Annotated in this window: 23 protein-coding genes; 8 read left to right on the forward strand and 15 right to left on the reverse strand. The window is 74.5% G+C overall.

Going from position 1 to position 21,732, the window contains the following annotated elements; translation table 11 throughout:
• Positions 1–7 precede the first annotated feature (7 nt).
• The 11 genes from ACIBCA_RS19715 to ACIBCA_RS19765 form a co-directional block, all read right to left on the reverse strand.
• Positions 8–976 carry an alpha-ketoacid dehydrogenase subunit beta gene (locus ACIBCA_RS19715; protein ID WP_396284206.1) on the reverse strand — a complete coding sequence of 323 codons (969 nt, stop codon included), beginning with the start codon at positions 974–976 and terminating at the stop codon, positions 8–10.
• The gene (locus ACIBCA_RS19720; protein WP_396284207.1) at positions 973–1,959 is read right to left on the reverse strand and encodes a thiamine pyrophosphate-dependent dehydrogenase E1 component subunit alpha; all 987 of its coding nucleotides are present in this window, start codon (positions 1,957–1,959) and stop codon (positions 973–975) included. The genes ACIBCA_RS19715 and ACIBCA_RS19720 overlap by 4 nt, the downstream gene beginning before the upstream one ends.
• Complete coding sequence (locus tag ACIBCA_RS19725; RefSeq protein ID WP_396284208.1) at positions 1,956–2,891, reverse strand: phytanoyl-CoA dioxygenase family protein; 936 nt, start codon at positions 2,889–2,891, stop codon at positions 1,956–1,958. The genes ACIBCA_RS19720 and ACIBCA_RS19725 overlap by 4 nt, the downstream gene beginning before the upstream one ends.
• Before the next feature lie 31 nt (positions 2,892–2,922).
• Positions 2,923–3,918 carry a 4-hydroxyphenylpyruvate dioxygenase gene (gene hppD, locus ACIBCA_RS19730; protein WP_396284209.1) on the reverse strand — a complete coding sequence of 332 codons (996 nt, stop codon included), beginning with the start codon at positions 3,916–3,918 and terminating at the stop codon, positions 2,923–2,925.
• 54 nt (positions 3,919–3,972) lie between these two features.
• Positions 3,973–5,232, reverse strand: coding sequence for a beta-ketoacyl-[acyl-carrier-protein] synthase family protein (locus tag ACIBCA_RS19735; RefSeq protein WP_396284210.1), 1,260 nt, complete (start codon positions 5,230–5,232; stop codon positions 3,973–3,975).
• Positions 5,229–6,845, reverse strand: coding sequence for a class I adenylate-forming enzyme family protein (locus tag ACIBCA_RS19740; protein ID WP_396284211.1), 1,617 nt, complete (start codon positions 6,843–6,845; stop codon positions 5,229–5,231). Before ACIBCA_RS19740 ends, ACIBCA_RS19735 begins: the two co-directional genes overlap by 4 nt.
• A 126-nt stretch (positions 6,846–6,971) precedes the next feature.
• Positions 6,972–7,496, reverse strand: a complete 525-nt coding sequence (locus ACIBCA_RS19745; protein ID WP_396284212.1) for a beta-ketoacyl synthase N-terminal-like domain-containing protein — start codon at positions 7,494–7,496, stop codon at positions 6,972–6,974.
• Between the two features lie 68 nt (positions 7,497–7,564).
• Entirely contained in the window at positions 7,565–8,698 is a 1,134-nt protein-coding gene (locus tag ACIBCA_RS19750; protein ID WP_396284213.1) for a beta-ketoacyl synthase N-terminal-like domain-containing protein, read from the reverse strand.
• Entirely contained in the window at positions 8,695–8,958 is a 264-nt protein-coding gene (locus ACIBCA_RS19755) for an acyl carrier protein (protein WP_396284214.1), read from the reverse strand. Before ACIBCA_RS19755 ends, ACIBCA_RS19750 begins: the two co-directional genes overlap by 4 nt.
• A complete protein-coding gene (locus tag ACIBCA_RS19760) occupies positions 8,955–9,242 on the reverse strand; it encodes a phosphopantetheine-binding protein (RefSeq protein ID WP_396284215.1) in 288 nt (95 codons plus the stop codon). Before ACIBCA_RS19760 ends, ACIBCA_RS19755 begins: the two co-directional genes overlap by 4 nt.
• A 56-nt stretch (positions 9,243–9,298) precedes the next feature.
• A complete protein-coding gene (locus ACIBCA_RS19765) occupies positions 9,299–10,735 on the reverse strand; it encodes a class I adenylate-forming enzyme family protein (RefSeq protein ID WP_396284216.1) in 1,437 nt (478 codons plus the stop codon).
• A gap of 178 nt (positions 10,736–10,913) precedes the next feature.
• On the opposite strand from ACIBCA_RS19765, the gene ACIBCA_RS19770 reads away from it, so the two are divergent.
• The 4 genes from ACIBCA_RS19770 to ACIBCA_RS19785 all read left to right on the forward strand — a co-directional run bounded on the left by ACIBCA_RS19770 (position 10,914) and on the right by ACIBCA_RS19785 (position 15,260).
• On the forward strand, positions 10,914–12,014 hold the full coding sequence (locus tag ACIBCA_RS19770) for an alpha-hydroxy acid oxidase (protein ID WP_396284217.1): 1,101 nt from the start codon (positions 10,914–10,916) through the stop codon (positions 12,012–12,014).
• 55 nt (positions 12,015–12,069) lie between these two features.
• On the forward strand, positions 12,070–12,846 hold the full coding sequence (locus ACIBCA_RS19775) for a class I SAM-dependent methyltransferase (protein WP_396284218.1): 777 nt from the start codon (positions 12,070–12,072) through the stop codon (positions 12,844–12,846).
• A 180-nt stretch (positions 12,847–13,026) separates the two neighbouring features.
• Positions 13,027–13,971 (forward strand): alpha/beta hydrolase, encoded by a 945-nt coding sequence (locus tag ACIBCA_RS19780; RefSeq protein WP_396284219.1) that lies wholly within the window; start codon positions 13,027–13,029, stop codon positions 13,969–13,971.
• The gene (locus ACIBCA_RS19785) at positions 13,968–15,260 is read left to right on the forward strand and encodes a PLP-dependent aminotransferase family protein (RefSeq protein ID WP_396284220.1); all 1,293 of its coding nucleotides are present in this window, start codon (positions 13,968–13,970) and stop codon (positions 15,258–15,260) included. Before ACIBCA_RS19780 ends, ACIBCA_RS19785 begins: the two co-directional genes overlap by 4 nt.
• Positions 15,261–15,330: 70 nt before the next feature.
• Here the strand turns inward: ACIBCA_RS19785 and ACIBCA_RS19790 are convergent, their stop codons facing one another.
• The 4 genes from ACIBCA_RS19790 to ACIBCA_RS19805 form a co-directional block, all read right to left on the reverse strand.
• Complete coding sequence (locus ACIBCA_RS19790) at positions 15,331–16,095, reverse strand: ABC transporter permease (RefSeq protein WP_396284221.1); 765 nt, start codon at positions 16,093–16,095, stop codon at positions 15,331–15,333.
• A gap of 36 nt (positions 16,096–16,131) precedes the next feature.
• Positions 16,132–17,163 carry an ATP-binding cassette domain-containing protein gene (locus tag ACIBCA_RS19795; protein WP_396284222.1) on the reverse strand — a complete coding sequence of 344 codons (1,032 nt, stop codon included), beginning with the start codon at positions 17,161–17,163 and terminating at the stop codon, positions 16,132–16,134.
• 127 nt (positions 17,164–17,290) lie between these two features.
• Positions 17,291–18,451 (reverse strand): glycosyltransferase, encoded by a 1,161-nt coding sequence (locus tag ACIBCA_RS19800; RefSeq protein ID WP_396284223.1) that lies wholly within the window; start codon positions 18,449–18,451, stop codon positions 17,291–17,293.
• Positions 18,448–18,747, reverse strand: coding sequence for a hypothetical protein (locus ACIBCA_RS19805; protein WP_396284224.1), 300 nt, complete (start codon positions 18,745–18,747; stop codon positions 18,448–18,450). Before ACIBCA_RS19805 ends, ACIBCA_RS19800 begins: the two co-directional genes overlap by 4 nt.
• A gap of 141 nt (positions 18,748–18,888) precedes the next feature.
• Here ACIBCA_RS19805 and ACIBCA_RS19810 point away from each other — a divergent pair, with 141 nt between their 5' ends.
• The 4 genes from ACIBCA_RS19810 to ACIBCA_RS19825 all read left to right on the forward strand — a co-directional run bounded on the left by ACIBCA_RS19810 (position 18,889) and on the right by ACIBCA_RS19825 (position 21,707).
• A complete protein-coding gene (locus tag ACIBCA_RS19810) occupies positions 18,889–19,821 on the forward strand; it encodes a 3-oxoacyl-[acyl-carrier-protein] synthase III C-terminal domain-containing protein (RefSeq protein ID WP_396284225.1) in 933 nt (310 codons plus the stop codon).
• Between the two features lie 80 nt (positions 19,822–19,901).
• The gene (locus ACIBCA_RS19815) at positions 19,902–20,207 is read left to right on the forward strand and encodes a phosphopantetheine-binding protein (protein ID WP_396284226.1); all 306 of its coding nucleotides are present in this window, start codon (positions 19,902–19,904) and stop codon (positions 20,205–20,207) included.
• Positions 20,208–20,211: 4 nt separating this feature from the next.
• Entirely contained in the window at positions 20,212–21,000 is a 789-nt protein-coding gene (locus ACIBCA_RS19820; protein ID WP_396284227.1) for a hypothetical protein, read from the forward strand.
• Positions 20,997–21,707, forward strand: a complete 711-nt coding sequence (locus ACIBCA_RS19825) for a 4'-phosphopantetheinyl transferase family protein (RefSeq protein ID WP_396284228.1) — start codon at positions 20,997–20,999, stop codon at positions 21,705–21,707. The genes ACIBCA_RS19820 and ACIBCA_RS19825 overlap by 4 nt, the downstream gene beginning before the upstream one ends.
• Positions 21,708–21,732: the final 25 nt, after the last annotated feature.

Here is a 21,732-nt window from a genome sequence, read left to right on the forward strand (position 1 = left end):
CGGCTCCTTAGGTGTGCTTGAGGACGGCGTGCAGCGCGTGGCGCAGCTGCTCGCGGGAGGGCTGTACGGCGCGGTCGAGGGCGGGGGCGAAGGGCAGGACGGCTCCGTCGGGGCGGGTGACGCGCCGGGGCGGGGCGATCAGGCGCATCTCCTCGGCGGCGGTGGCCAGCAGTTCGGCGGCGAAGCCGCAGCTGCGGTTGGAGTCGTCGAGGACGACCAGGCGGCCGGTGCGTTCCAGGGAGGCGGCGAGGGCCTCCCGGTCGAAGGGGTACAGGGTGCGCGGGTCCAGGACCTCGACGGAGATCTCGGGCGCCAGCTCCTCGGCGACGGCGAGCGCGTCGTGGACGAGGTGGCCGACCGCGACCACGGTGACGTCCGTGCCCGGGCGGTGGATGCGGGCGCGGCCGAGCGGGATCGGCTCCAGCTCCCAGGTGACGGTCTCGCGCACGGGCAGGGCGGCGGCGGGGGCGAAGACCACCACCGGGTCCGGGTCCCGGATCGCCGAGCGCAGCAGCCCGTAGGCGTCCGTCGGGGTGGCGGGCACCACGGTCTTCATCCCGGCGTGGGCGAAGAGGCTGTACGGGTGGTCCGAGTGCTGCCCGGCCCAGCCGTCGCGCGAGCCCGAGCCGGGTACCAGACAGGTGATCGGCACGGACGCCTGGCCGCCGGTCATCAGGGAGAACTTGTGTGCCTGGTTGACGAGTTGCTCGAAGACCAGGAACAGCAGCGAGGGGATCTGGAACTCCAGGACGGGCCTGCGCCCGGCTAGGGCCGCGCCGATCGCCATGGAGGTGAACGCCTGCTCGGACAGCGGGGTGTCGACGATCCGCTCGGCGCCGAAGCGGTCCAGCAGGCCCAGGGTGGGGCCGGCCATCCCGGCGCCGATGTCCTCGCCGAAGACGCACACCGCCGGGTCGGCGGCGAGCTCGTCGGCGAGGGCCCGGTTGAGGGCCTTGGTGTAGGAGAGTCTGCTCACGCCGTCGCCCCCGCCCGGGGGCGCAGCCCGTCCGCGTACAGGTGGTCCAGCGCTCCCGCCGGGTCGGGGTGCGGCGAGGCGAGGGCGAACTCCTCGGCGCTGCCGAGCAGTTCGGCGACCTCCCGGTCGATTCCCCCGACGGCGGCGGCGTCGAGCAGGGCGGCGGCGCGGGGGAGCGGGTCCTGGACGCGCCAGGCCTCGATCTCCTCGGGGGTGCGGTAGTGCAGTTTCATCCGCCGTTCCATGGTGTGGTGGCCCTCGTAGCGGTAGGTGCGGCACTCCAGGAACCCGGGGCCGCCGCCGTCCGCCGCCCGCTGGACGGCGCGCAGCGCGGCGGCCCGGACGGCCTCCACGTCCATGCCGTCGACCCGCTCGGCGGGGATGCCGAAGGCTTCGGCGCGGCCGGTGGCACTGCCGGCGACGGCGGTGGCGGCGGGCAGGGTGGTGGCGTAGCCGTTGTTCTCGCAGACGAAGACCACGGGCAGGCGCCACATCGCGGCGAGGTTGAGCGACTCCAGCAGGACGCCCTGGTTGAGCGCGCCGTCGCCGAAGAAGGAGACGGAGACGGCGCTGCTGCGGGCCTGGCGGGCGGCCCAGGCGGCGCCGACCGCGATGGGGGCTCCGGCGCCGACGATGCCGTTGGCGCCGAGGATGCCGAGCCCGAGGTCGGCGGCGTGCATGGAGCCGCCCCGGCCGCGGTTCAACCCGTCGACGCGGCCCGCGAGTTCGGCGAGCAGCCGGTCGGGGGCCACGCCCCGGGCGAGGACGTGGCCGTGGCCGCGGTGGGTGCTGGTGAGGGTGTCGGCCGGGCCGAGCGCCGAGCAGACGCCGACCGCGACGGCCTCCTGCCCGATGTACGGGTGGATGCCGCCGGGGATCGCCCCGGCCTTGACCAGGGCGAGCGCCAGCTCCTCGAAGCCGCGGATCAGCCGCAGCATCCGGTAGCGCTCGCCCGTCGTGCCGAGAGGGGCGGGTGCGGTCACCGGGCCCCTCGCCAGGTGGTCAGGTCCCCGCGCCAGGTGGTCGGGCAGTACGCCGGGTCGGCGTAGTCCGGCCGGTCGTCGGCGGTGCGGCGCACCAGCACGTCGTGGTTGTAGACCACCGGGCCGCCGTCCGCCTTCTCGTGCCGGCGGTACTCGTTGGCGCCGTCCTGGAGGTGCAGGGAGACGGCGCGGCGCGGGAACCCGGCCAGGTTGGGGCCGGAGCCGTGGTAGGTGCGGCAGTGGTGGAAGGACATGTGACCGCGCGGGATGAGCATCGGGATCTTCACGACCTCGGCGCCGTTGTGGGCGGCGTTGGCGTCCAGGATGGCGTCCAGCTCGCCGTTGTCGCGGTCGGCGAAGTGCCGGGTGGAGTCCTCGCCGGAGGGCAGCTCCTTCCAGAGGTGGCTGCCGTCGACCATGGTGATGGTGCCGTTCTCCTCCCGGCAGTCGTGGAAGGGGATGAAGGCGGTGAGCATGTTCTCCGAGGCGGAGGTCTGCCAGTAGTGCTTGTCGAAGTGCCACGGCACCCGGTTGCTGGGCTCCCCGGGCACCGGCGGCTTGAGGATCAGGGTGGACTGGAAGATCCGGATCTCCTCGGCCCCGGCGAGCAGCGCGGCGACGGCGCCGACCAGCGGCTTGCGCAGGATCGCGCCGATGGCGTCGCTCTCGTAGTGCACGTAGTCGTTGTGCCGCTGCACCGGGCCGTGCGAGGGCTCCCAGGCGGCCAACCGGGGCGGGCGGACGGGCAGTTCGCGGTCGCGCTCGCCCGCGTAGTAGCGCTCGGTGGCGGCTTGGAGGGTGTCCAGCTCCTCGTCGGTGAAGAGCTTGCGGCTCAGGTACCAGCCGTGCTCGCGGTAGTGCGCCACCTCCTCGGGGGTGGGCAGCGACGCGCGGTCGGCGTCGGTGAGGTGGAACTCGGCGGTGGTGGTCATCGGCGCGCTCTCCTTCTGTGCGGCGGGACGGTCAGCGAACGTCGGCGCTCTGGCGCTCGACGGCCTCGTACAGGGCCTTGATGTTCGCCGTGCCGAAGGTCCCCGCGCCCTGGCGCTCGATCAGCTCCAGGAAGTAGGTGCGCCGGGGGTGGGTGGAGCGGGCGAAGATCTGGAACAGCTGGCCGCCGTGGTCCTGGTCGACGAGGACGTGCAGGTCGCGCAGGGTCTCCACGGGGATGGCCGTCTCGCCGAACCGCTCGGCGAGCGCGTCGAAGTACGCGCCGGGGGTGGTCAGGAACTCGACGCCGCGCGCCCGGATCGTCCGGACGGCGGTGGCGATGTCGCGGGTGCTGAACGCCAGGTGCTGCACGCCGGCGCCGCCGTGCGAGGTGAGGAACTCGTCGATCTGGCCGGGGCGCCGGGCGGTGTCGGGCTCGATCAGGGTGAAGGTGACTTCCCCGGAGGAGCTCTGCACCACGCTGGAGTCCATGGCCTGCTCGCCGACCTCGATGTACTCGCCGAAGATCCGGTGGAAGCCGAGCGCGGCCTCGCAGAACCGGACGGACTCGGCGAGTTGACCGGCCGGGACGCAGATCGCGACGTGGTCGAGGGTGTCGAGCAGGGCCTCGCCCGCGCCGGGGCCGGCCGCGGGGTCGGCGCTGCGCAGCGGGACGAAGCGCAGCGCGGTGTCGCCGAAGCCGGCGATCAGCCCGGCCTCGCGGTCGATCACCCGGGCGCCGTGCCGCTCGGCGCGGTCCATCGCCGCCTCCGGGTCGGCGCAGCCGAGGGCGAGCACGGCGACGGCGTCCCCGTGGCGGGCCACGAAGGAGGAGACGGGATGGCCGGGGTCGGCGGCGTCGGCCAGGTGCAGGCGGATGGTGCCCTGGTGCAGGGCGACGGTGCGGGTGCCGTCGGGCGTGGTGACGGGGGCTTCGGCGGTGAAGCCGTAGTCGGCGCAGAGGCCGGCGGCGTACTTGTCGGCGTCTTCGCAGTGGAACTCGACGTGGCTGATGGTCTGGACGGTCATCGGGATCTCCCCCCGGAGGGATGGTGGACAGCGGCGTGCCCCGAGGGACACGCCCTAGCGGGTCGACCGGGTGGACGCCGGGCCGAGGATCAGGCTGAGGTTGTGGCCGCCGAAGGCGAAGGCGTTGCTCAGCGCGGCGCGTACGGGGCCGGTGCGGGCCGCGCCGCGGACGTGATCCAGGTCGCAGGCCGGGTCGGGGTCGGTCAGGTTGAGGGTGGGCGGCAGCGTCCCCCGCGCCACCGCCAGGGCGGTCACGGCGGCCTCCAACGCGCCCGCGGCGCCGAGGAGATGGCCGGTGGCGCCCTTGGTGGAGCTGACCGCGGGGCGGTGCTCGCCGAAGACGGCGGTCAGCGCGGCGGTCTCGGCCACGTCACCGATCTTCGTGCCGGTGCCGTGGGCGTTCACGTAGTCGATGTCGCCCGGGGCCAGGCCCGCGTTGGCGAGGGCGGAGCGCATCGCGTCGGCGGCGCCGGCGCCGTCCGGGCGGGGCATGGTCGGGTGGTGGGCGTCGGTGGAGGCGCCCCAGCCGATCACGTCCGCGTAGCCGCCGGCTCCCCGGGCGTCGGCGTGCTCGACGCGTTCCAGGACGAGGACGGCGCTGCCCTCGCCGAGCACGAAGCCGTTGCGCCGGGCGTCGAACGGCCGGCTGGCCTCGGTCGGATCCTCCCAACCCTGCGCCAGGGCGCGGGCGTTGGTGAAGGCGGCGGCGATGGTCGGGTGCAGCGAGGACTCGGTGCCGCCGCAGACCACCACGTCCGCGTCGCCGGAGCGGATCAGCCGCAGCCCCTCGGCCACGGCCTGGGCGCCGGCCGCGCAGGCCGTCACCACGGCGGAGCTGTAGCCCCGGATGCCGTGCTTGATGGCGATCCGGGCGGTGGCCATGTTGGAGAGCATGCCGGGCAGCAGGTACGGGCTGACGCCGGGGCGCCCGCGCTCCAGGCGGCGGTGGGACTGCTGCTCGAAGGTCTCCAGGCCGCCGCCGCCGGTGGCCAGCACCACGGCGGTGCGGTGCGGGTCCACGTCGCGGCCGACGACCAGGCCCGCGTCGGCGAGGGCGTCGTCCGCGGCGGCCAGGGCCAGCAGCACGAAGCGGTCCACGCAGCGGGTCTCGGTGGGCGGCAGCACCTCCTTGCCGTCCACCGGCGGGGCGATCCCGGCGGCGGGGAGCCAGCCGTGCGCGGCGTGGCCCTCGGGCACGGCGCTCAGGCCGGAGCGGCCGGCGGCCAGCGCCTCGAAGACCTCGGCGGGCTTGCGGCCGAGCGGCGAGACCAGGCCCAGGCCCGTGACGACGGCGCCCGGCCGTACGGTCGTCATGCGCTCACCGCGCCGAGGTGGCGCTCGCGCAGCAGGACCTTGCGGACCTTGCCGGTCGGGCCGAGCGGGATGTCCTCGCCCGAGACCACCAGCACCTGGCGCACCGTCGCGGCGCTGGCCTCGTCGAGGGCGGCGGTGACGGCCTTCGTCCGGTCGAGCCCGGGCTCGGCGTTCTCGGCGAGGATCAGCAGGACGTCGGTGACGACGCGGTCGCCGTCGCGCACGGCCACGACGGTGCAGTCCAGCACGTCGGGGCAGGCGGCGAGCACCCGCTCCTCCGACATGGCGGTGAACAGCCGCTCTCCGCCGTCGAGTCGGACCGAATCCACGACGCGGTCGACGTGGTAGTAGTAGCCCTCCTCGTCCCGGTACATCAGGTCCCCGGTGAGGAAGCGCCCGCGCAGCCGGGTGCGGAAGGTGGTGGCGGAGTCGTTCCAGTAGCCGAGCGCCAGGGTCGGGGAGGCGGTGGCGAGTTCGCCGATCTCGCCGGGGCCGAGCGGCTCGCCGTCCGGGCCGACCACCTCGCAGTCGACGAAGGCGTGCGGGCGGCCCACGCAGCGCCCGTAGCGCTCGGTGCCGGGGCCGTGGGTGATGAAGAAGTGGGAGTGGCCCATCTCGGTGGATCCCAGGCCGTCGACGAACAGTGAACCGGCCTCGCGGGTACGGCCGTTGCGGGTGACGGTCTGGCGGCTTCCGGTGGCGATCAGGCGGCGGATGTGCACCTCGTGGGCGCAGTCGCCGGTGTTCCACCAGAGTGCCACGGACTCCAGGTCCCGTGCGGACAGGTCGTGGTGGGCGAGGTCGGCCCAGGTGGCGGCGAAGCCGATCACGCCGCTGGGGCGCCACCGCTCGATCGCCTCCAGCACCCCGGCGCCGGACTGGCCGGAGAGCAGGGCGAGTTCGGTGTGCGAGCTGAGCGCGAGGTTGAGGGCGATCAGGGTCGCGGCGTGCGGGGCGGGCAGGGCGCTGAGCATCCGGTCCTGGCCCTGCGGGCGCGGCAGCCCGAGGCGGTGGTGGATCGCCGCGTACAGGCTGGTGTGCGAGTGGACGACGGCCTTGGGCATGCCGGTGGTGCCGGAGGAGTGGGTGATCGCCACCGGGTCGCCGGACCAGTGCCGGTACGGCTCCGGGGCGGCGTCCGGGTCGCCCGCGCCGAGGGTGCCGATCTCGGGCAGCAGCGGCGCGCCGAGCTCGTGGCCGGCCAGGAGGGCCAGGTGGGCCTCGTCGGCCAGCACCCCGACCGCGCCGAGGCGGGCGATGTAGCGGGCGGCGCGCTCGCCGTCCAGGTTGGGGTTGAGCAGGGCGGGGATGGCGCCGAGGCGGGCCAGGGCGAGGAAGGCGAGCACGTGGTCGGCGGCGGTGCTCGCGTACACCACCACCGGGTCGCGGCGGGTGACGCCCAGCAGGTGCAGGGCGGAGGAGCGGGCGCGGACGGCGCGGTCCAGCTCGCGCAGGGTGAAGGGCTGCCAGGCGGCGTGGTCGTCGACCGGGGTGTCGAAGGTGATCAGCGGGTCGTCGAGGCCGAGGCCGAGAGCGAGCCGGGCCTCCAGGACGTTCCCGGCGCCGACGGCGGGGTCGTCCGCGAGCAGGCGGCGGAGACTGCGGATGGACACGGGTGGCTCCCTCTCGGGCGTTCGGTGGCAGGGGGGCAGGACGGGGCGGTGCAGGGGGCGCGCTTCGACGGCGGCCCGGCGGGAAGGGGTGCGTTCGGGGTGGGGCGCGTTCGGGGTGGGAGGCGGTCAGAGGGCCAGCAGGGCGGCGACGGCCCGGTGCGGGCCCTGGGCCGTCTCCTCGGCGGCGATGACCAGGACGCGGTCGGCGTCCCCGTCCGCGATCAGCAGCGCGGCGTGGTCGAGCGCGTCGGCCGGGATGCGGCCGGGTGCGGTCTCGGCCGGGCGGATCGCCACGACGGGGCCGGTCAGGCCCCAGCGGGCGGCGATGTGCCCGAGGACGGCGTTGGGGTTGGACTGGAAGAACAGCAGCGGTGCGGGCCGTCTGCCGGGCTCGGCGGACTCGTCGATGGCCCGGGCGGTGGCGCGGTCGCCGCTGGTGCTGGCCAGCAGCAGGGCGGTGCGCCCGGGGGCGGGGGGCTGCCCGTGGTGGGCGGCGAGGCAGCGGTCGGCGGCCTCGGCGACCAGCGGGTTGAAGCCCGAGGCGGCGAAGCCGGGCAGCGGCGGCGGGGGTGCGGCGGCGTCGTCGGCCCGGGCCTCGGCGATCACGCGCAGCCCGTAGGCCGTCGCGGCGGCGTCGGTGGTGGTGGTCATGGCGTTCGTGGTGGTCGCAGTGGTCGCAGTGGTCGCAGTGGTCGTGGCGGTCATGGCGTTCGTGGCGTTCATACGGCGGCCAGCAACAGGGCGGTGTTGGCCCCGCCGAAGGCGGAGTTGAGGCTGAGGGCGTGGCCCGGGCGGGCCGCGCGGGGGCCGTCCACGAGGTCGAGGCCGATCTCCGGATCCGGTCCGAGGGCGCCGGCGTTCACCGGGAGCAGGCCGGATTCCAACGCGCCGACGGTGACGGCGAGTTCGAGCAGGGCGGAGGCCTCCAGGGCGTGTCCGTGCACCGACTTGCTGGAGCTGACCGGCAGTTCGGCGGTGTGCGGGCCGAACACCCGGTGCAGGGCGCGGGCTTCGGCCAGGTCGGCGAGGGTGGAGCCGGTGCCGTTGGCGTTGACGTAGCCGACCTCGGCCGGGGCGACCGCGGCGCGGGTGAGCGCGGCCTCGATCGCCCGGGACAGGCCCGTGCCCTCCGGTTCGGGGCGGCAGACGTGGTGGGCGTCCCCGGAGCGGCCCCAGCCGGCCAGCCGGGCGAGCGCGGTGGCGCCGCGCCGTTCGGCGGCCGGGGCCGCCTCGACCAGCACGGCCACGGCCGCGTCGGCGAGCAGGGTGCCGGTGCGCCCGCTGCTGAACGGGCGCAGCTCGCCGTCGCGGGCCAGGGCGCGTCCGGCGTCGAAGACGGCGAACACCCCCGGCTCGACGAGGTGCCCGGCCGCGACCAGCACGCGTTCGTGCCGCCCGGTGGCGACCATCGCGGCCGCGTCGGCGACGGCCGTGGAGGCGGCCACGCAGGCGCCGGTGTACACCCGGGTGACGCCCGGGGCGCCGCACAGACGCCCGACCCCGGCGGCGACCGCCCGGGCGGTGGTGCCGGTGCGCTCGTCGCTGTGGAGGGCGAGCAGGACGGGCGTCCCCTCGGGCAGCGGCCCCACCTGCCCGATCGCGTCCAGTACCGCCCTGGCGAGCGGCAGCGTGGCGGCCAGCGGCACCTCCCCGGGCAGCAGCGCCGCCCGGGTGGTGCGGCGGGCGCTCACGTCGAAGCGGGTGACCTCGCCGAAGGACGCCTTGCCGTGGGCGGCGGCCTCGCTCAGCGCGGCGAGCCCGCGCCCGGCGGCGCTGAGCACGCCGACGCCGGTGACCAGGACGGGCGTACGCCCGCCCGGTGGAGGTGGTCCGAGGCCCCGCACGCCGGTCACGGCCGGGCGCCCGCTCGCTCGGCGAGGACGGTGGCGCGCAGCAGTTCGGTGGCGTCGTCCACGGTGCGCACGGCGGCGAAGCCCTCGTCGTCGAGGTCCAGCTGGAAGCCGTAGCGCTGCTCGAACTCGGCGATCAGCCAGGTGAGTTCGAGCGAGCCGAGCTCCTCCGGCACGGCCTCGGCGGCGCGCTGCCCGAACGCCGCCAGCATCGAGACCACCTCGGCCCGGTCGGGCAGTGCGGCCCCGTTCGAGCCGGTCACGCCGCGTCGCCGACCGGGGCGGCGGCGGTGGTGGCCAGGGCGTCGATGCGCTTGGCGACGTCGGCGGTGAACTCGTCGAGCGTCATCATCGCCGTGGTCTCCATCTCGTCCAGGTCGAACTTGATCCCGAACTCGTCCTCGACCTGCACCGACAGCTCGGCCAGGGCGAGCGACTCGAGGTCCAGACCGGCCGGGCCGAGGTCGGTGTCGCCGGTGACCTCGGAGACGTCGTACTGCATGTCGGTCAGGGAGGCGAGGACGAACGCGCGGATGCGGTCCTTCATGGTGGGCTCCTAGCTCGGTCGGTGCGGGTGGTGCGGGAGAGGACTCGGGGAGGGGTTCAGCGCGCGGCGGCGGTCGCGGCGGTGTCGCGCAGGGCGGCCGGGTCGCGCAGCAGTTTTCCGGTGGCGGTGCGGGGCAGTCGGGGCAGCAGCGCCAGGCGCCGCGGCCGCTTGTAGGCGGCGAGCCGGCGGGCCAGCCCGTCGTGCACGAGGGAGAGGTCCGCGTCGGGCTCGGTGGCGAGGTACGCCTCGATCGCGCCGTCCTCGAAGACGACGACGGCCTCGCGGACCTCGGGCAGCGAGGTGAGCGCCTGCTCGACCTCGGTGAGGTCGACCTTGAGGCCCCCGATCGAGACCTGGGAGTCGAGCCGGCCGAGGACGGTGACCAGGTCGTACACCTCGTCCAGCTCGGCCGCGTCCCGGGTGTGCAGCCAGCCGTCCGACCAGCGGGTCGGGTCGTCCAGCCCCGGGTACGGGGAGGTCGGCGCGCCGATCTGCAGCTCGCCGCCGACGAGGCGCAGCCGCATCCCGTGGACGGGCCGCTTCGCCGGGTTGAGCGCGCCGGACAGGTCGGTGGCGATGACCCCGGTCTCGGTCATGCCGTACATGGTGCCGAGCGGCACGCCGTAGCGTTCGGTGAACAGCGCGGCCAGCCCGGGGCGGACGAGTTCGCCCGCCACGATCATCCGCCGCAGCTGCGGCAGCGCCGGGGGAGCGACGGTGCCCGCCAGCAGTTCGGCGTGGAACGGCACCCCGATGACGGTGGTCGGGCGGTCGCTCGCGGCAACGGCGGTCAGGATGCCGGCCGTGGTCATCCGCTCGGGGATCGTCAGTGCGGCGCGGGCGCGCAGCGCGTTGAGCAGTCCGCCGACCAGGCCGAGCACGTGCACCACCGAGGACAGCAGCACGACGCGTTCGCCCCCGCCGGGGAAGTCCGTCAGTCTGCGGTAGCAGTCGAGTTCGCGGATCACGTCGCTCGCGGTGCGGGCGATGACCTTGGCCGGGCCGGTCGATCCCGAGCTCAGCTGGATCAGCGCGTGCCCGGTGGCGGCCGGGCGGCCCCCTGGCAGGGCGACGGCCTCCGGCTCCACCTCGGAGAAGCCGCGCAGCGCCGAGGCCGGCCCGTGGGTCGCGCCGACCATCACCTGGGGGGCCAGCCGCTCCACCGCCGCCTCGATCTCATGATCGGTCAGGCGGTGGTCGAGCAGTGCCACTTGTGCGCCGAGGCGCCAGCAGGCCAGCAGCGACGTGACGAAGGCCACGGAGGGCGGCAGGCGCAGCGCGGCGGTGCCGCCGGGCCCGAGCCCGACGGCGGCCAGTCTGCCGCACTGCTCCTCGACCAGCGCGCGCAGGGCGGCGCGGTCCAGGGGCGTGCCGAGGTGCAGGCACTCCTCGCCCCCCGGCCCGGCCAGCAGCAGTTCGTCCACCCAGTTCTCCTGGGCGTCGGCGTGCGGTGGCGGGGAGGGCGGAAGTGAGGAGGGGGAAATGCGGGTCAACACCGCTCCAGAGAAGCGAGGGGATTTGACATGAACGCCGTTAATAGCCAAAACGGTCAATTCCGTGGCCAGACCTTGGCACAGACGATTGGTCAAATCAAGGTCTATACCAATGCCGCCCTTCCTCCTACGCTGCCGAACCGGGACTGGCCCGAGCGTGGCCGTCCGGGAAACGAGGATGCCCGTGGGAGAACTCACGCCGGCCGGGATCGAACGCGCCGCCCGCGCAGAACTTCCCCGCGAAATATGGGACTTCGTCGCGGGCGGAAGCGGCGAGGAACGCACCCTCGCGGCGAACCGCGAAGCCTTCTCCCACTATGCGCTTCGCCCCCGAACGATGGTCGACGTCACCACCTGCGATCCCACGCTGACCCTGCTCGGCAGCCCGCTCGGCACACCGGTCGGCATCGCCCCCATGGCCTACCACCGGCTGGTCGACCCCGAGGGCGAGACCGCCACCGCCCGCGCCGCCGGCCGCGCCGGAGCCCTGTTCGTGGCCGCCATGTTCGCCAGCCGTACCCTGGAGGAGATCGCCGAGGCGGCCACCGGCCCGCTCTGGCTCCAGCTGTACTGGCTGCGCGAACGCGACGCCCTCACCGCCCTGGTGGAGCGCGCCGAGGCCTCCGGCTTCCGGGCACTCGTCCTGACCGTGGACGCCCCCAGGATCGGCAGACGGCTGCGCGACCTGCGCAACGGCTTCGCCATCCCGCCCACCGTCCGCGCCGTCAACCTCGACCCCGCCCTGATGAGCGCCAGCCACCAGGCCGCCGACGGCGGTTCGGGCATCGCCGAACACGCCCGCCGCCAGTTCGACCCCAGCCTGACCTGGGCCGACCTCGCCTGGCTGCGCGCACGCACCCGGCTGCCGATCGTCCTCAAGGGCATCCTCACCGCCGAGGACGCCCGCCTCGCCGTCGAGCACGGCGCCGACGCCGTGCTGGTCTCCAACCACGGAGGCCGTCAACTCGACGGCGCGATCCCGGCCCTGGCCGCCCTGCCCGAGGTCGTCGACGCCGTCCCCGCCACCATGCCCGTCCTCCTCGACGGCGGGGTGCGCACCGGCGCCGACCTGGCCACCGCCCTGGCCCTCGGCGCCCGCGCCGTCCTGGTCGGCCGGCCCGTGTTCTGGGGCCTCGCCACCGGGGGAGAGGCCGGGGTGCTGAGCGTCCTCGACCAGCTGCGCGACGAACTGGAGCACACCATGGCCCTCCTGGGCCGCCCCCGGCTCGCCGACCTCGACCGTACGGCCGTCACCCCCTGGCCAGCCGCTCGGGTGTGAGCCCGTCTGAACCCGGCCGCGGCCGGGCCACGTTCCTCAGGATGAGAGACCCACGATGACCACACCCGACACCCGATTCCCCGGCTGGGACTGGGACGACCCGGACGGCCTGGCCACCCGGCTCGACGAGTTCAGCGCCGACGTCGCCACCTGCGCCACCCTGGAGCCCCACCCCGGACCCCTGCCCCAGACCCGAGCGGACTTCCGCGAACTCGGGCTCACCGGCATCGAGTTCGCCGCCTTCCGCACCGCCCACCCCGAGGGCCTCGGCACCGACCTGGCCGCCCTGAGCAGCCCCGACACGTCCGCCGAACCCGGCACCCTCTACCGCGTCGACGGCGACCGCTGGTTCACCCGGCTCGACATCTCCAAGCCACTGCCCTTCGCCGACGCCAGCGTCGACTGGGTGTACGCGGAGCACCTCATCGAGCACGTCACCATGCCCGTCGCCGTCGGCTGGCTGCGCGAGGCCCGCCGCGTCCTGCGCCCCGGCGGCGTCCTGCGCGTCACCACCCCCGACCTCGCCCGCTACCTGGTCGGCTACGCCACCGGCGACGGCTTCCTCACCAAGCACCGTCGGCGCCTGACCACCCTCGGCTTCGGCCCGCCGATGCCCGACCGCCCGGCGTTCCTGGTCAACCAGATCTTCCGCCACTACGGCCACCAGTGGATCTACGACCTGGACGAGCTGCGCCACGTCCTCACCCTGGCGGGATTCGCCCCCGACCGGATCCGCCACTGCGCCTACCGTCAGGGCGCGCGCCCCGACGTCGCCGACCTCGACACCGCCTTCCGCACCGACGAGACCATCTACGTCGAGGCCGACCGTTAGGGGCGTGTCGTTCGGATCACGCCGGGCGGTCGCCGCCGGGGCACGCACCTCGACGGCTTCTCGTCAGTCGCCGATGCTCCGCATGGACTCCCTCCTCGGCGCCGCCGATGCACGCACCCCAACGACGCCCGCTGATCCGACGTGATCCGAACGACACGCCCCGAGAAGGACCGCCCATCCATGCCCCTCAACCCCCAGGCCGAAGCCTTCCGCGCCCGCCGCGCGGCCGACGGCGCGCCGCCGCTGTACACCCTCACCCTCGCCGAGGCCCGCGCCGCCGACCTCGCCGACATCCAGGCGTCCGCCGGCACCCCCGAGCCCGTCGCCGCCGTCGAGGAGCACCGCATCCCCGGCCCCGACGGCGACCTCACCCTGCGGCTCTACCGCCCCGAAGCACCCGGGCGCAGCGGGCGCGAACTACCGGCCCTGCTCTATCTGTTCGGCGGCGGCTGGACCCTCGGCTCGCCCGACACCAGCGACGCGATCTGCCGCCGCCTGACCAACGCCGTCGGCTGCGTCACCGCCTCCGTCGGCTACCGCCTCGCCCCCGAACACCCCTTCCCCGCCGCCCTCCACGACTGCCACGCCGCCCTCCGTCAACTCGTACACAGAGCATCCGAGTTCGGCATCGACCCGACCCGCCTCGCGGTCGGCGGCGACAGCGCCGGCGGCAACCTCACCGCCGCCCTCACCCTGCTCCTGCGCGCCGAGGGCGGCCCCGCCCTGCGCCACCAGCTGCTGGTCTACCCCAACACGGACCACGGCGCCGACACCCCCTCGCTGCGCGAACACGACGACCCGGCGCTGTTCAACCGCCGCTCCGTCGCCTGGTACTGGGGCCACTACCTCGCCGACCCGGCCGACGGCGCCAGGCCGTACGCCTCCCCGCTGCGCGCCGAAACCCTGGCGGGCCTGCCGCCCGCGACCGTCCTCACCGCCGAGTACGACCCGCTGCGCGACGAGGGCGAGCAGTACGCCGAGGCCCTGCGCGCCGCCGGCGTGCCCGTCGACCTGCGGCGCTACGAGGGCGTGCCGCACGGGTTCTTCGCCATGACCGGCACCCTGGACGCCGCCGCCGAGGCCCAGGCCCACGCCGCCGAGCGCCTCCGGGAGGCCCTGCGATGATCCTCGACCTGGGCGAGCTGCACGCCTCGCTCTCCGACCCGCTGATGGACGCGATGACCTTCCTCAACGAGGTCACCACCCGCTACCCGGACGCCGTCTCCTTCGCCCCCGGCCGCCCCTACGAGGGCTTCTTCGAACCCGAGGACGTCCCCCGCTACCTCGACGCCTACCTCGCCCACCTCGCGAAGCGGGGCCTGGACCGCGACGCCGTGCGCACCACCCTGTTCCAGTACGGCCCCACCAAGGGCATCATCGCCGACCTGGTGGCCCGCACCCTCGCCAACGACGAGGGCCTCACCGCGGCCCCCGAAGCCCTGGTCCTCACCGTCGGCGCCCAGGAGGGCATGCTGCTGACCCTGCGCGCCCTGTGCGCGGGCCCCGAGGACGTCCTGCTGGTCAGCTCCCCCTGCTACGTCGGCGTCACCGGGGCCGCCCGGCTGCTGGGCATCGCCACCCGGCCCGTCCCCGAGGGCCCCGACGGCGGCCCCGACCCGGAGGCCGTCCGCTCCGCCGCCCGCGCCGTACGGGCCGAGGGCCGCCGCCCGCGCGCCCTCTACGTCGTCCCGGACTTCGCCAACCCCTCCGGCACCAGCATGCCCCTCCAGGCCCGCACCCGGCTGCTGGAGACGGCGGGCGCCGAAGGCCTGCTGGTCATCGAGGACAACCCCTACGGCTTCTTCGCCCGCACCCCCGGCGAGCGCCCCACCCTCAAGGCCCTGGACCGCGAGCAGCGGGTCGTCTACCTCGGCTCCTTCGCCAAGACCTGCTTCCCCGGCGCCCGCCTCGGTTACGTCCTCGCCGACCAGGAGGTCAGCGCGCCCTGCGGCCGCACCAGCCTGCTCGCCGACGAACTCGCCAAGCTCAAGAGCATGACGACCGTCAACACGCCCGCCCTCAGCCAGGCCGTGATCGGCGGCATGCTCCTCACCCACGACTGCCGGCTGCGGGCCGCCAACGCCCTCGCCACGGCCCACTACGCGGCCGGCATGGACACCCTGCTGCGGGAGCTGGAGCGGCACTTCCCCGCCTCCGGGCAGCGCAGCCTCGGCGTGTCCTGGAACCGGCCCGAGGGCGGCTTCTTCGCCGTCCTGACCGTGCCCTTCATCGCCGACGACGAGGCCATGGAGTGCTGCGCCCGCGAGTACGGGGTGCTGTGGACGCCGATGGCCCCGTTCTATCCGGCGGGCGGCGGCGAGCGCCGGCTGCGGCTGTCCGTCAGCTCGGTGACGCAGGACCAGATCATCGACGGGGTGGCCAAGCTGGCGGCCTTCATCAACGCCAGGGTCTGAGCGCACCGTTCGGCACACGAGTAGGGCCCGGTCCACGAGGACCGGGCCCTACTCGTGTGCCGAACGGGCCTCAGCGCACCCGGGTGGAGAACAGCCGCGCCGACCAGTACACGGCCAGCGCCGTCATCACCACCACGACCAGCAGCCCCTGCCACACCGCGTTGTCCCCGGCGTGCCCGGAGAAGAGCGCGCGCATGCCCTCCACGGCCCAGTAGAAGGGGTTCCAGTGGGCGATCCCTTGCAGCCACCCCGGCGCCAGGGTGAGGGGCAGCAGCACCCCCGACAGCAGCGCGATCGGCTGGGCGAGGGTGTTGACCACCGGCGCCATCGCGGCGTCGGCCGGCACCATCAGCGCGATCCCGTAGGAGATCGCCGAGGTCATCAGCGCCAGCAGCCCCAGCAGGACGTAGGCGAGCAGCAGGTTCAGCGGGTTCACCCGCAGCCCGAAGGGCAGGGCGATCAGGGTGATCAGCACCGCTTGGACGAGCAGCGCCACCATCTCGCGCAGCGCCCGTCCGAGCAGCAGCGCCAGCCGGCTGACGGGCGTGACGCGGGAGCGCTCGATGATGCCGGCCTTGAGCTCGCCGAGGAGGCTGAAGCCGGTGAAGAGCCCGCCGAAGATGCACAGCACCGCCAACAGGCCCGGTACGTACACCTGGTAGGCGTCGGCGTAGCTGATCGCGCCCTGCGGGGCGAGCACCTTCTTGAGCAGGGGCGCGAACAGCAGCAGGTAGAACAGGGGCTGGATGATCCCGACGGCGATCCACACCGGCGTGCGGACCATCAGCAGCAGCTGGCGCTGGAAGACCAGCCAGGTGTCGCGGGCGAGCTTCACGGTTTCCCCAAGAGATCGGTCAGAACTGCTGCTCGGTCAGGACTGTTGCAGCGAGCGGCCGGTGCGGGCGAGGAACACGTCGTCCAGGCTGGGCCGTTGGAGGCGCACCGAGCCCGGCCGCACCCCCGCCCCCTCCAGGTCGCGCAGCAGCCGGGGGATGGCCGCGGCGCCGTCCTCCAGGTAGAGGCGCAGGCCCTCCTCGCCGTCCGGCTCCAGCCGGTGCAGGTACGGCTGCGGGCGCAGCACCTCGGCCGCGCGCTCGGTGACGCCCTCGCCGGGCTCCAGCCCGAGCAGCACGACGTCCCCGGAGATCTCGCGCTTGAGCGCCTCGGGCGTGTCCTCGGCCACCACCTCGCCGTGGTCGACGATGGAGACGCGGTCGCAGAGCGCGTCCGCCTCGTCGAGGTAGTGCGTGGTGACGACGACGGTCATGCCCTGGGTGCGCAGCCGCCGGATCTCCTCCCAGACGTACGCCCGGCTGGCCGGGTCCAGCCCGACGGTGGGCTCGTCCAGGAACAGCACCCGGGGCCGGTGGATGACGCCGAGCGCGATGTCGACGCGCCGGCGCTGGCCGCCGGAGTAGGTGGCGCAGGTGCGGTCGCCGAACTCGCCCAGGTCGAAGGCCTTGATCGCGTCCTCGGCGGCCCGGACGGCCTCCGCCTTGCCGGCGCCGTACATCCGCGCCTGGAGGACCAGCTCCTCCCGGGCGGAGACGTTGTCGGTGGTGCCGCCGCCCTGGGCGACGTATCCGATCCGGCGGCGTACTCCCGCCGGATCGGCGAACAGGTCGGCGCCGGCCACCTCGGCCCTGCCGCCGTCGGGGCGGATCAGGGTGGCCAGCATGCGCAGGGTGGTGGTCTTCCCGGCGCCGTTGGGCCCGAGGAATCCGAAGATCTCCCCGGCGGCGACGGAGAGGTCGATGCCGCGCACGGCGTCGACGGTGGAGCTGTCCCCTCTCTTGCGGGAGGTCTTCTTGCGGTAGGACTTGCGCAGTCCCGTGGTCTCGATCAACCGGAACTCCCGTACGGGGAAGGGCTGCCACGGCACCTCGGACGCGGTGCTCGGCACCTGCCCTGGCGGTGTCGCAGGGAGGTGCTGCTGCGACACCCTAGGGGGAACCCGGGCCAGGAAACAATGGCCTAGACCAATGGACCTGTGATCACCGGTTCTGCTAAAGGGACGCCCGGAGGGGGCGTCAGAGCGGCCGGGCGGCCAGCGCCTCGAGCCGGTCGGTCGCCGCCACCGCGCCGCCGCCCGCGAGCAGGTCGCGGCCGACGGCAACCGCTCGTTCCCGTACGTCCGATGACTCCAGTACGGTGCCCAGCGCATCCGCCAGCCGCTCCGGCGTCACCCGGGGGAACGGCACCCGCAGGCCCGCCCCGGCCGCCGCCACCTGCGCGGCGACGAAGGGCTGGTCGTGCCGGATCGGGGCCGTCACCAGCGGAATCCCGTGGGCGAGCGCCTCGCCGACGGTGTTCATCCCGCCGTGGCACAGCACCGCGTCCAGCTCCCCGCGCGCCATCAGCTCCAGGACGGGCGCCCGGTCCACCGCCACGGCGTGGGAGGGAAGTTCGGGCAGCAGCTCGCGCGGCGCGGCGAACACCGGCTGCACGCCCGGCCCGCACAGCTCCAGGGCCAGGACGGCCCGCGACAGGAACCCGGCGCCCAGCTCGCCCGCCAGCGTGCCCATCGTCACCAGGACGCGACGGCGGCCCGGCGTCAGGCGCTCCCACGGGAAGTCCGGGTCGGCCGGCCGGGTGCGCAGCACCGGCCCGACCAGGGCGTGGTGCGCGGGCGGCACGGCCTCGCCGGTCAGTGCGGGGCCGGTGGTGGCCAGCAGCAGGGCGGGGGAGAAGCGCGGATCGGTGAACTCCTCCTCGGGCAGCTTGGCGCGCTCCCACAGCCCGCGCAGCAGGCCCTCCGTCCACGCCTCCACCTGCGGCAACGCCCGGTAGGGGCGGCCCAGTTCCATCGCCCCCGGCGCGAAGCTCGCCCAGGGCAGCCCGTGCCGGTGGGCCGCGATCGCCCCCGCCGGGGTGTGCTGGTCGACCAGCAGCGCGTCCGGGCGGAACTCGCGCACGATCGTGTCCAGCGGCTTCGCGGTGAACCGCGCGTACGGGACGATGAAGCCCTCCCACAGCGAGCGCAGCGCGGCCAGCCCGTGCCCGCCCTGCGCGCGGAAGGCCCGCGTCCCGGTGCCGAGCACCCGCGCGTCCGGCCCGAGCAGCGGGCGCAGCACCGTCTCGGTGCCCGTCCAGGCCACCTCGTGGCCGCGCGCGGTCAGTTCGGCGGCGATGCCCGCCGCGGGATTGACGTGCCCGGTCAGCGGGGGCATCACCAGCAGAAAGCGACTCATGCGTTCAGCTCCTCGGGCAGCAGCCGGTGCAGGTCGGTGACGGTCAGGGCCTCCAGGGCGGCCAGGTCGAGTCCGGCGCGCAGTCCGGCGAGGTCGGCGCCGGGGCCGAAGCGGGCGCGCAGCAGGGCGTCCAGCGCGGAGAGTTCGCACTCGTCCAGCAGGAGGTCCCCGTCGAGGCGGGACTGCGGGGTGATCGCCGCCGCCCAGTCGGGCGGGGCGGAGGCTGCCTCGGCCAGCAGGGCGATCAGTTCGGGGCGCAACGGCCCGTGGGTGGACAGGGGTTCACGGTCTGACAAGGGAGTTTCTCCCGTCGGCTCGACGGCACGGGGTGGTCGCGACGGCCCCGGGCGCACGGTGGGCGCGGGCGGTCGCGCAGGAGTCTGTCAAGGGCCCGAGATCACTTGTGCGACCGGTCGGGCGTGGTGATACTAGCCCGCGTGACCGCACTGGAGGCAGTGGCCGTTCACCTCCCCCCGCTCTCCGTGCCGATCGAGGCGGTGGGTGAGCGCCTCGGCCTGACCCCACGTCAACTCAGACTCTTCCGCCGCTTCCACGGCCTGGACCAGCTCCGACTGGACCCGGACGGGACGCTGCCCGACCTGCTCGAAGCCGCCCTGGGCGAGCTCGGCGCACTGAACGGACGCGAACGCCACGTCCGCTACGTGATCCACGCCCGCAGCATGCCCGTGGCGGTGCCCCACCCGCTCAACCCCCTGCACGACCTGCTCGACGCCCACGGCCTCGGCCACGCGAGCGCGTTCACCGTCACCCACCACGCCTGCGCGGTGGGCCTGCTCGCCATCGACCTGGCGGGCCGCCTGCTGGCCGGAGACCCCGACCCGCAGGCCCTGGCCCTGGTCCTCGCCGGGGAGAAGACCTTCACCCGGGACGCCCAGCTGGTACCCGAGACCGGGATCTTCGCCGAGGGCGCGGCCGCCTGCCTGGTCAGCGCCGGCGGCGAGCGCCACCGGGTGCTCTCCTACGCGGTGCGCCAGCGCCCGGAGTTCGACGGCCGGCTGGCCGAGGACGCCGATCTGCTCGCCCGCTACCAGCGCGAGTACCCGGACGTCATGGTCGAGGCGATCGAGGCCGCTCTGGACGAGGCGGGCCTGCGCCTCGACGAGCTGGCCGCGATCCTGCCGCACAACGTCAACCAGGCGTCCTGGCGGATGATCGCGCGCCGGATCGGGTACCCGCTGGACAAGGTCGTGCTGGACAACGTGCTGTCGGTGGGGCACAGTTTCGCTGCGGACAGCCTCATCAACCTCCACACGGCCACCACCCGTGGGACGGTCCAGCGGGGCGAGCCCTACCTGATCGCCGCCGCCGGTGTCGGAGCGACCTTCTCCGCGATGGCCGTGCGCTGCTGACGCACCGCCGTCCACCGACCGGCTCTCTCCGCGTTTCCCACGCTTCCCACGCTTCCCACGCAGGACGGGACGGAACCCCCATGTCAGAACAAGTGGTCCAGACCACCGACCCTCAGGCCGTCGATCCGGAGATGCGCGAGCGCATCCTGCACGGCATCGGCGAGCTGCTGCCGCGCGTCCTCAAGCGCGACCTGCCCGAGATCCCCGAGAACGCCTGCCTCTTCGACGACCTCGGCCTCACCTCCGCCGGCACCATCGAGCTCATCCTGGAGCTGGAGGAGTCCCTCGACATCCAGGTCGACGTCGAGCAGATCACCGAGGACGACCTGCGCTCCGTCACCAACCTGGCCGACTACGTCGCCGGCCACCTCATCCCCGAGGACTGACCGGGTGCCCGCCCCCGGCGGCGCGGGCCTGCGGATCACCCGCGCCTCGGCCCACCGCTTCGACGGCCGCTCGGAGACCTCCCTCGACCCGGACCTGCGCGTCTTCACCTCCGACCTCGTCCGCCCGTACGGCCTGCCGCTGCGCGAGGACCTGCTGGGCGAGGGCGCCGGCCACTCCTACGAGGAACTGGCCGAAGGCCCGCTGCGCGAGGCACTGGCCGAGGACGAGCCCGTCGACCTGCTGATCCTCGCCTTCGACACCCCGGACGTGCGCCCCGGCGCGCCCTCCTCCCTCGCGCTCAGCCGCTCGGTGCCGGGCTCGCCGCTGGCCTTCGCCGTCTGCGACCAGGGCTCGGCCGCGGCCTTCACCGCCCTGCGCATGGCCGCCGCCCACCACCGCACCGGCACCTGCCGGCGAGCCGTGGTCGTGCTCGCCGAGCAGAGCGCCCTGCACTACGAACCGGCCGAGCCCGTACCGCTTCCCAAGGAGCACGCGGTGGTGGTCCTGGTCTGCGAGGAGACGACCGCGCCGGAGATGACGGTCCGCCAGGTCCGGGGGCCGGACGACCCGGAGAAGGCCGTCCGCGTCTGGGCCGAGGAACTGGGTCCCGAGGCCGAGTTGCTGGCCGGCCCCGGACTGGACGGCGCGCCCTGGCCCGGCGCCCAGCCGTTCACGGGCCTGTGGGCCCGGCTCGCCGAGCGGCTGCCCGTCCTGCGCGAGCAGCGGCGACCGGTGCTGGTCGCCGGGGTCGACCGACGCCTGGGAGTGCTGAGCGCGCTGACCCTGCCGTGACGACCGTCGACCTCTGGCTGATCGACTGCCGCCAACCCGAGGCGGTCGTCGCCGAGTTGTGGCGCTCCCTCGACGAACGGGAGCGTGAGCGGGCCGCCCGCGCGAAGCCGGAGGTGCGCCGCCGCCTCACCGTGACGCGCGGCGCCGTCCGGCAGCTGGTAGCGGCCCGGCTCGGCCTGCGCCCGGCGGAGGTCCGCTGGCGATACGGCCCGCACGGCAAGCCCGAGCCCGAGTCTGAGTCGGAGGACGCGCCCGAGTCGCAGCGCGCGCCCGGCCTGCGGGTGAGCTGGACCGGCTCCGAGGATTTCGCCGCGCTCGCCCTGGCCGAGGGGGAGCGGCCGGTCGGCGTGGACGTGGAGCGCACGGCCGACGCCCGGACGGCCGAACGCCTCGCCCGCCGCTGCTTCCCGCCCGAGGAGGCCCGGTTCGTCGCCGAGGGCCCGACGCCCGAGGAGCGCTCGGCGCGCTTCACCGCGCTCTGGTGCCGCCGCGAGGCCTGCGTGAAGGCGTACGGCGGACGGCTGGCGCAGTCCTTCGCCCTGCCCGTGGCGGGCCCGTCCCCCCTCGTGCTGCCGGACGCCGGCGCGCTCGGGCCCGGTCCGGTGCGGCTCTGCGACGTTCCCGTGCCGGGCGCCTTCCACGGTGCCCTCGCCCTGTCCGGAGCGGCACCTGTTCATGTCAACTCGCGTAGCTGGCAGCTAAGTTGACGGTTCATTAGGCTTCCCTCGGCTG

Source organism: Kitasatospora sp. NPDC051170 (genome assembly GCF_044455705.1).
Taxonomy (GTDB): domain Bacteria; phylum Actinomycetota; class Actinomycetes; order Streptomycetales; family Streptomycetaceae; genus Kitasatospora.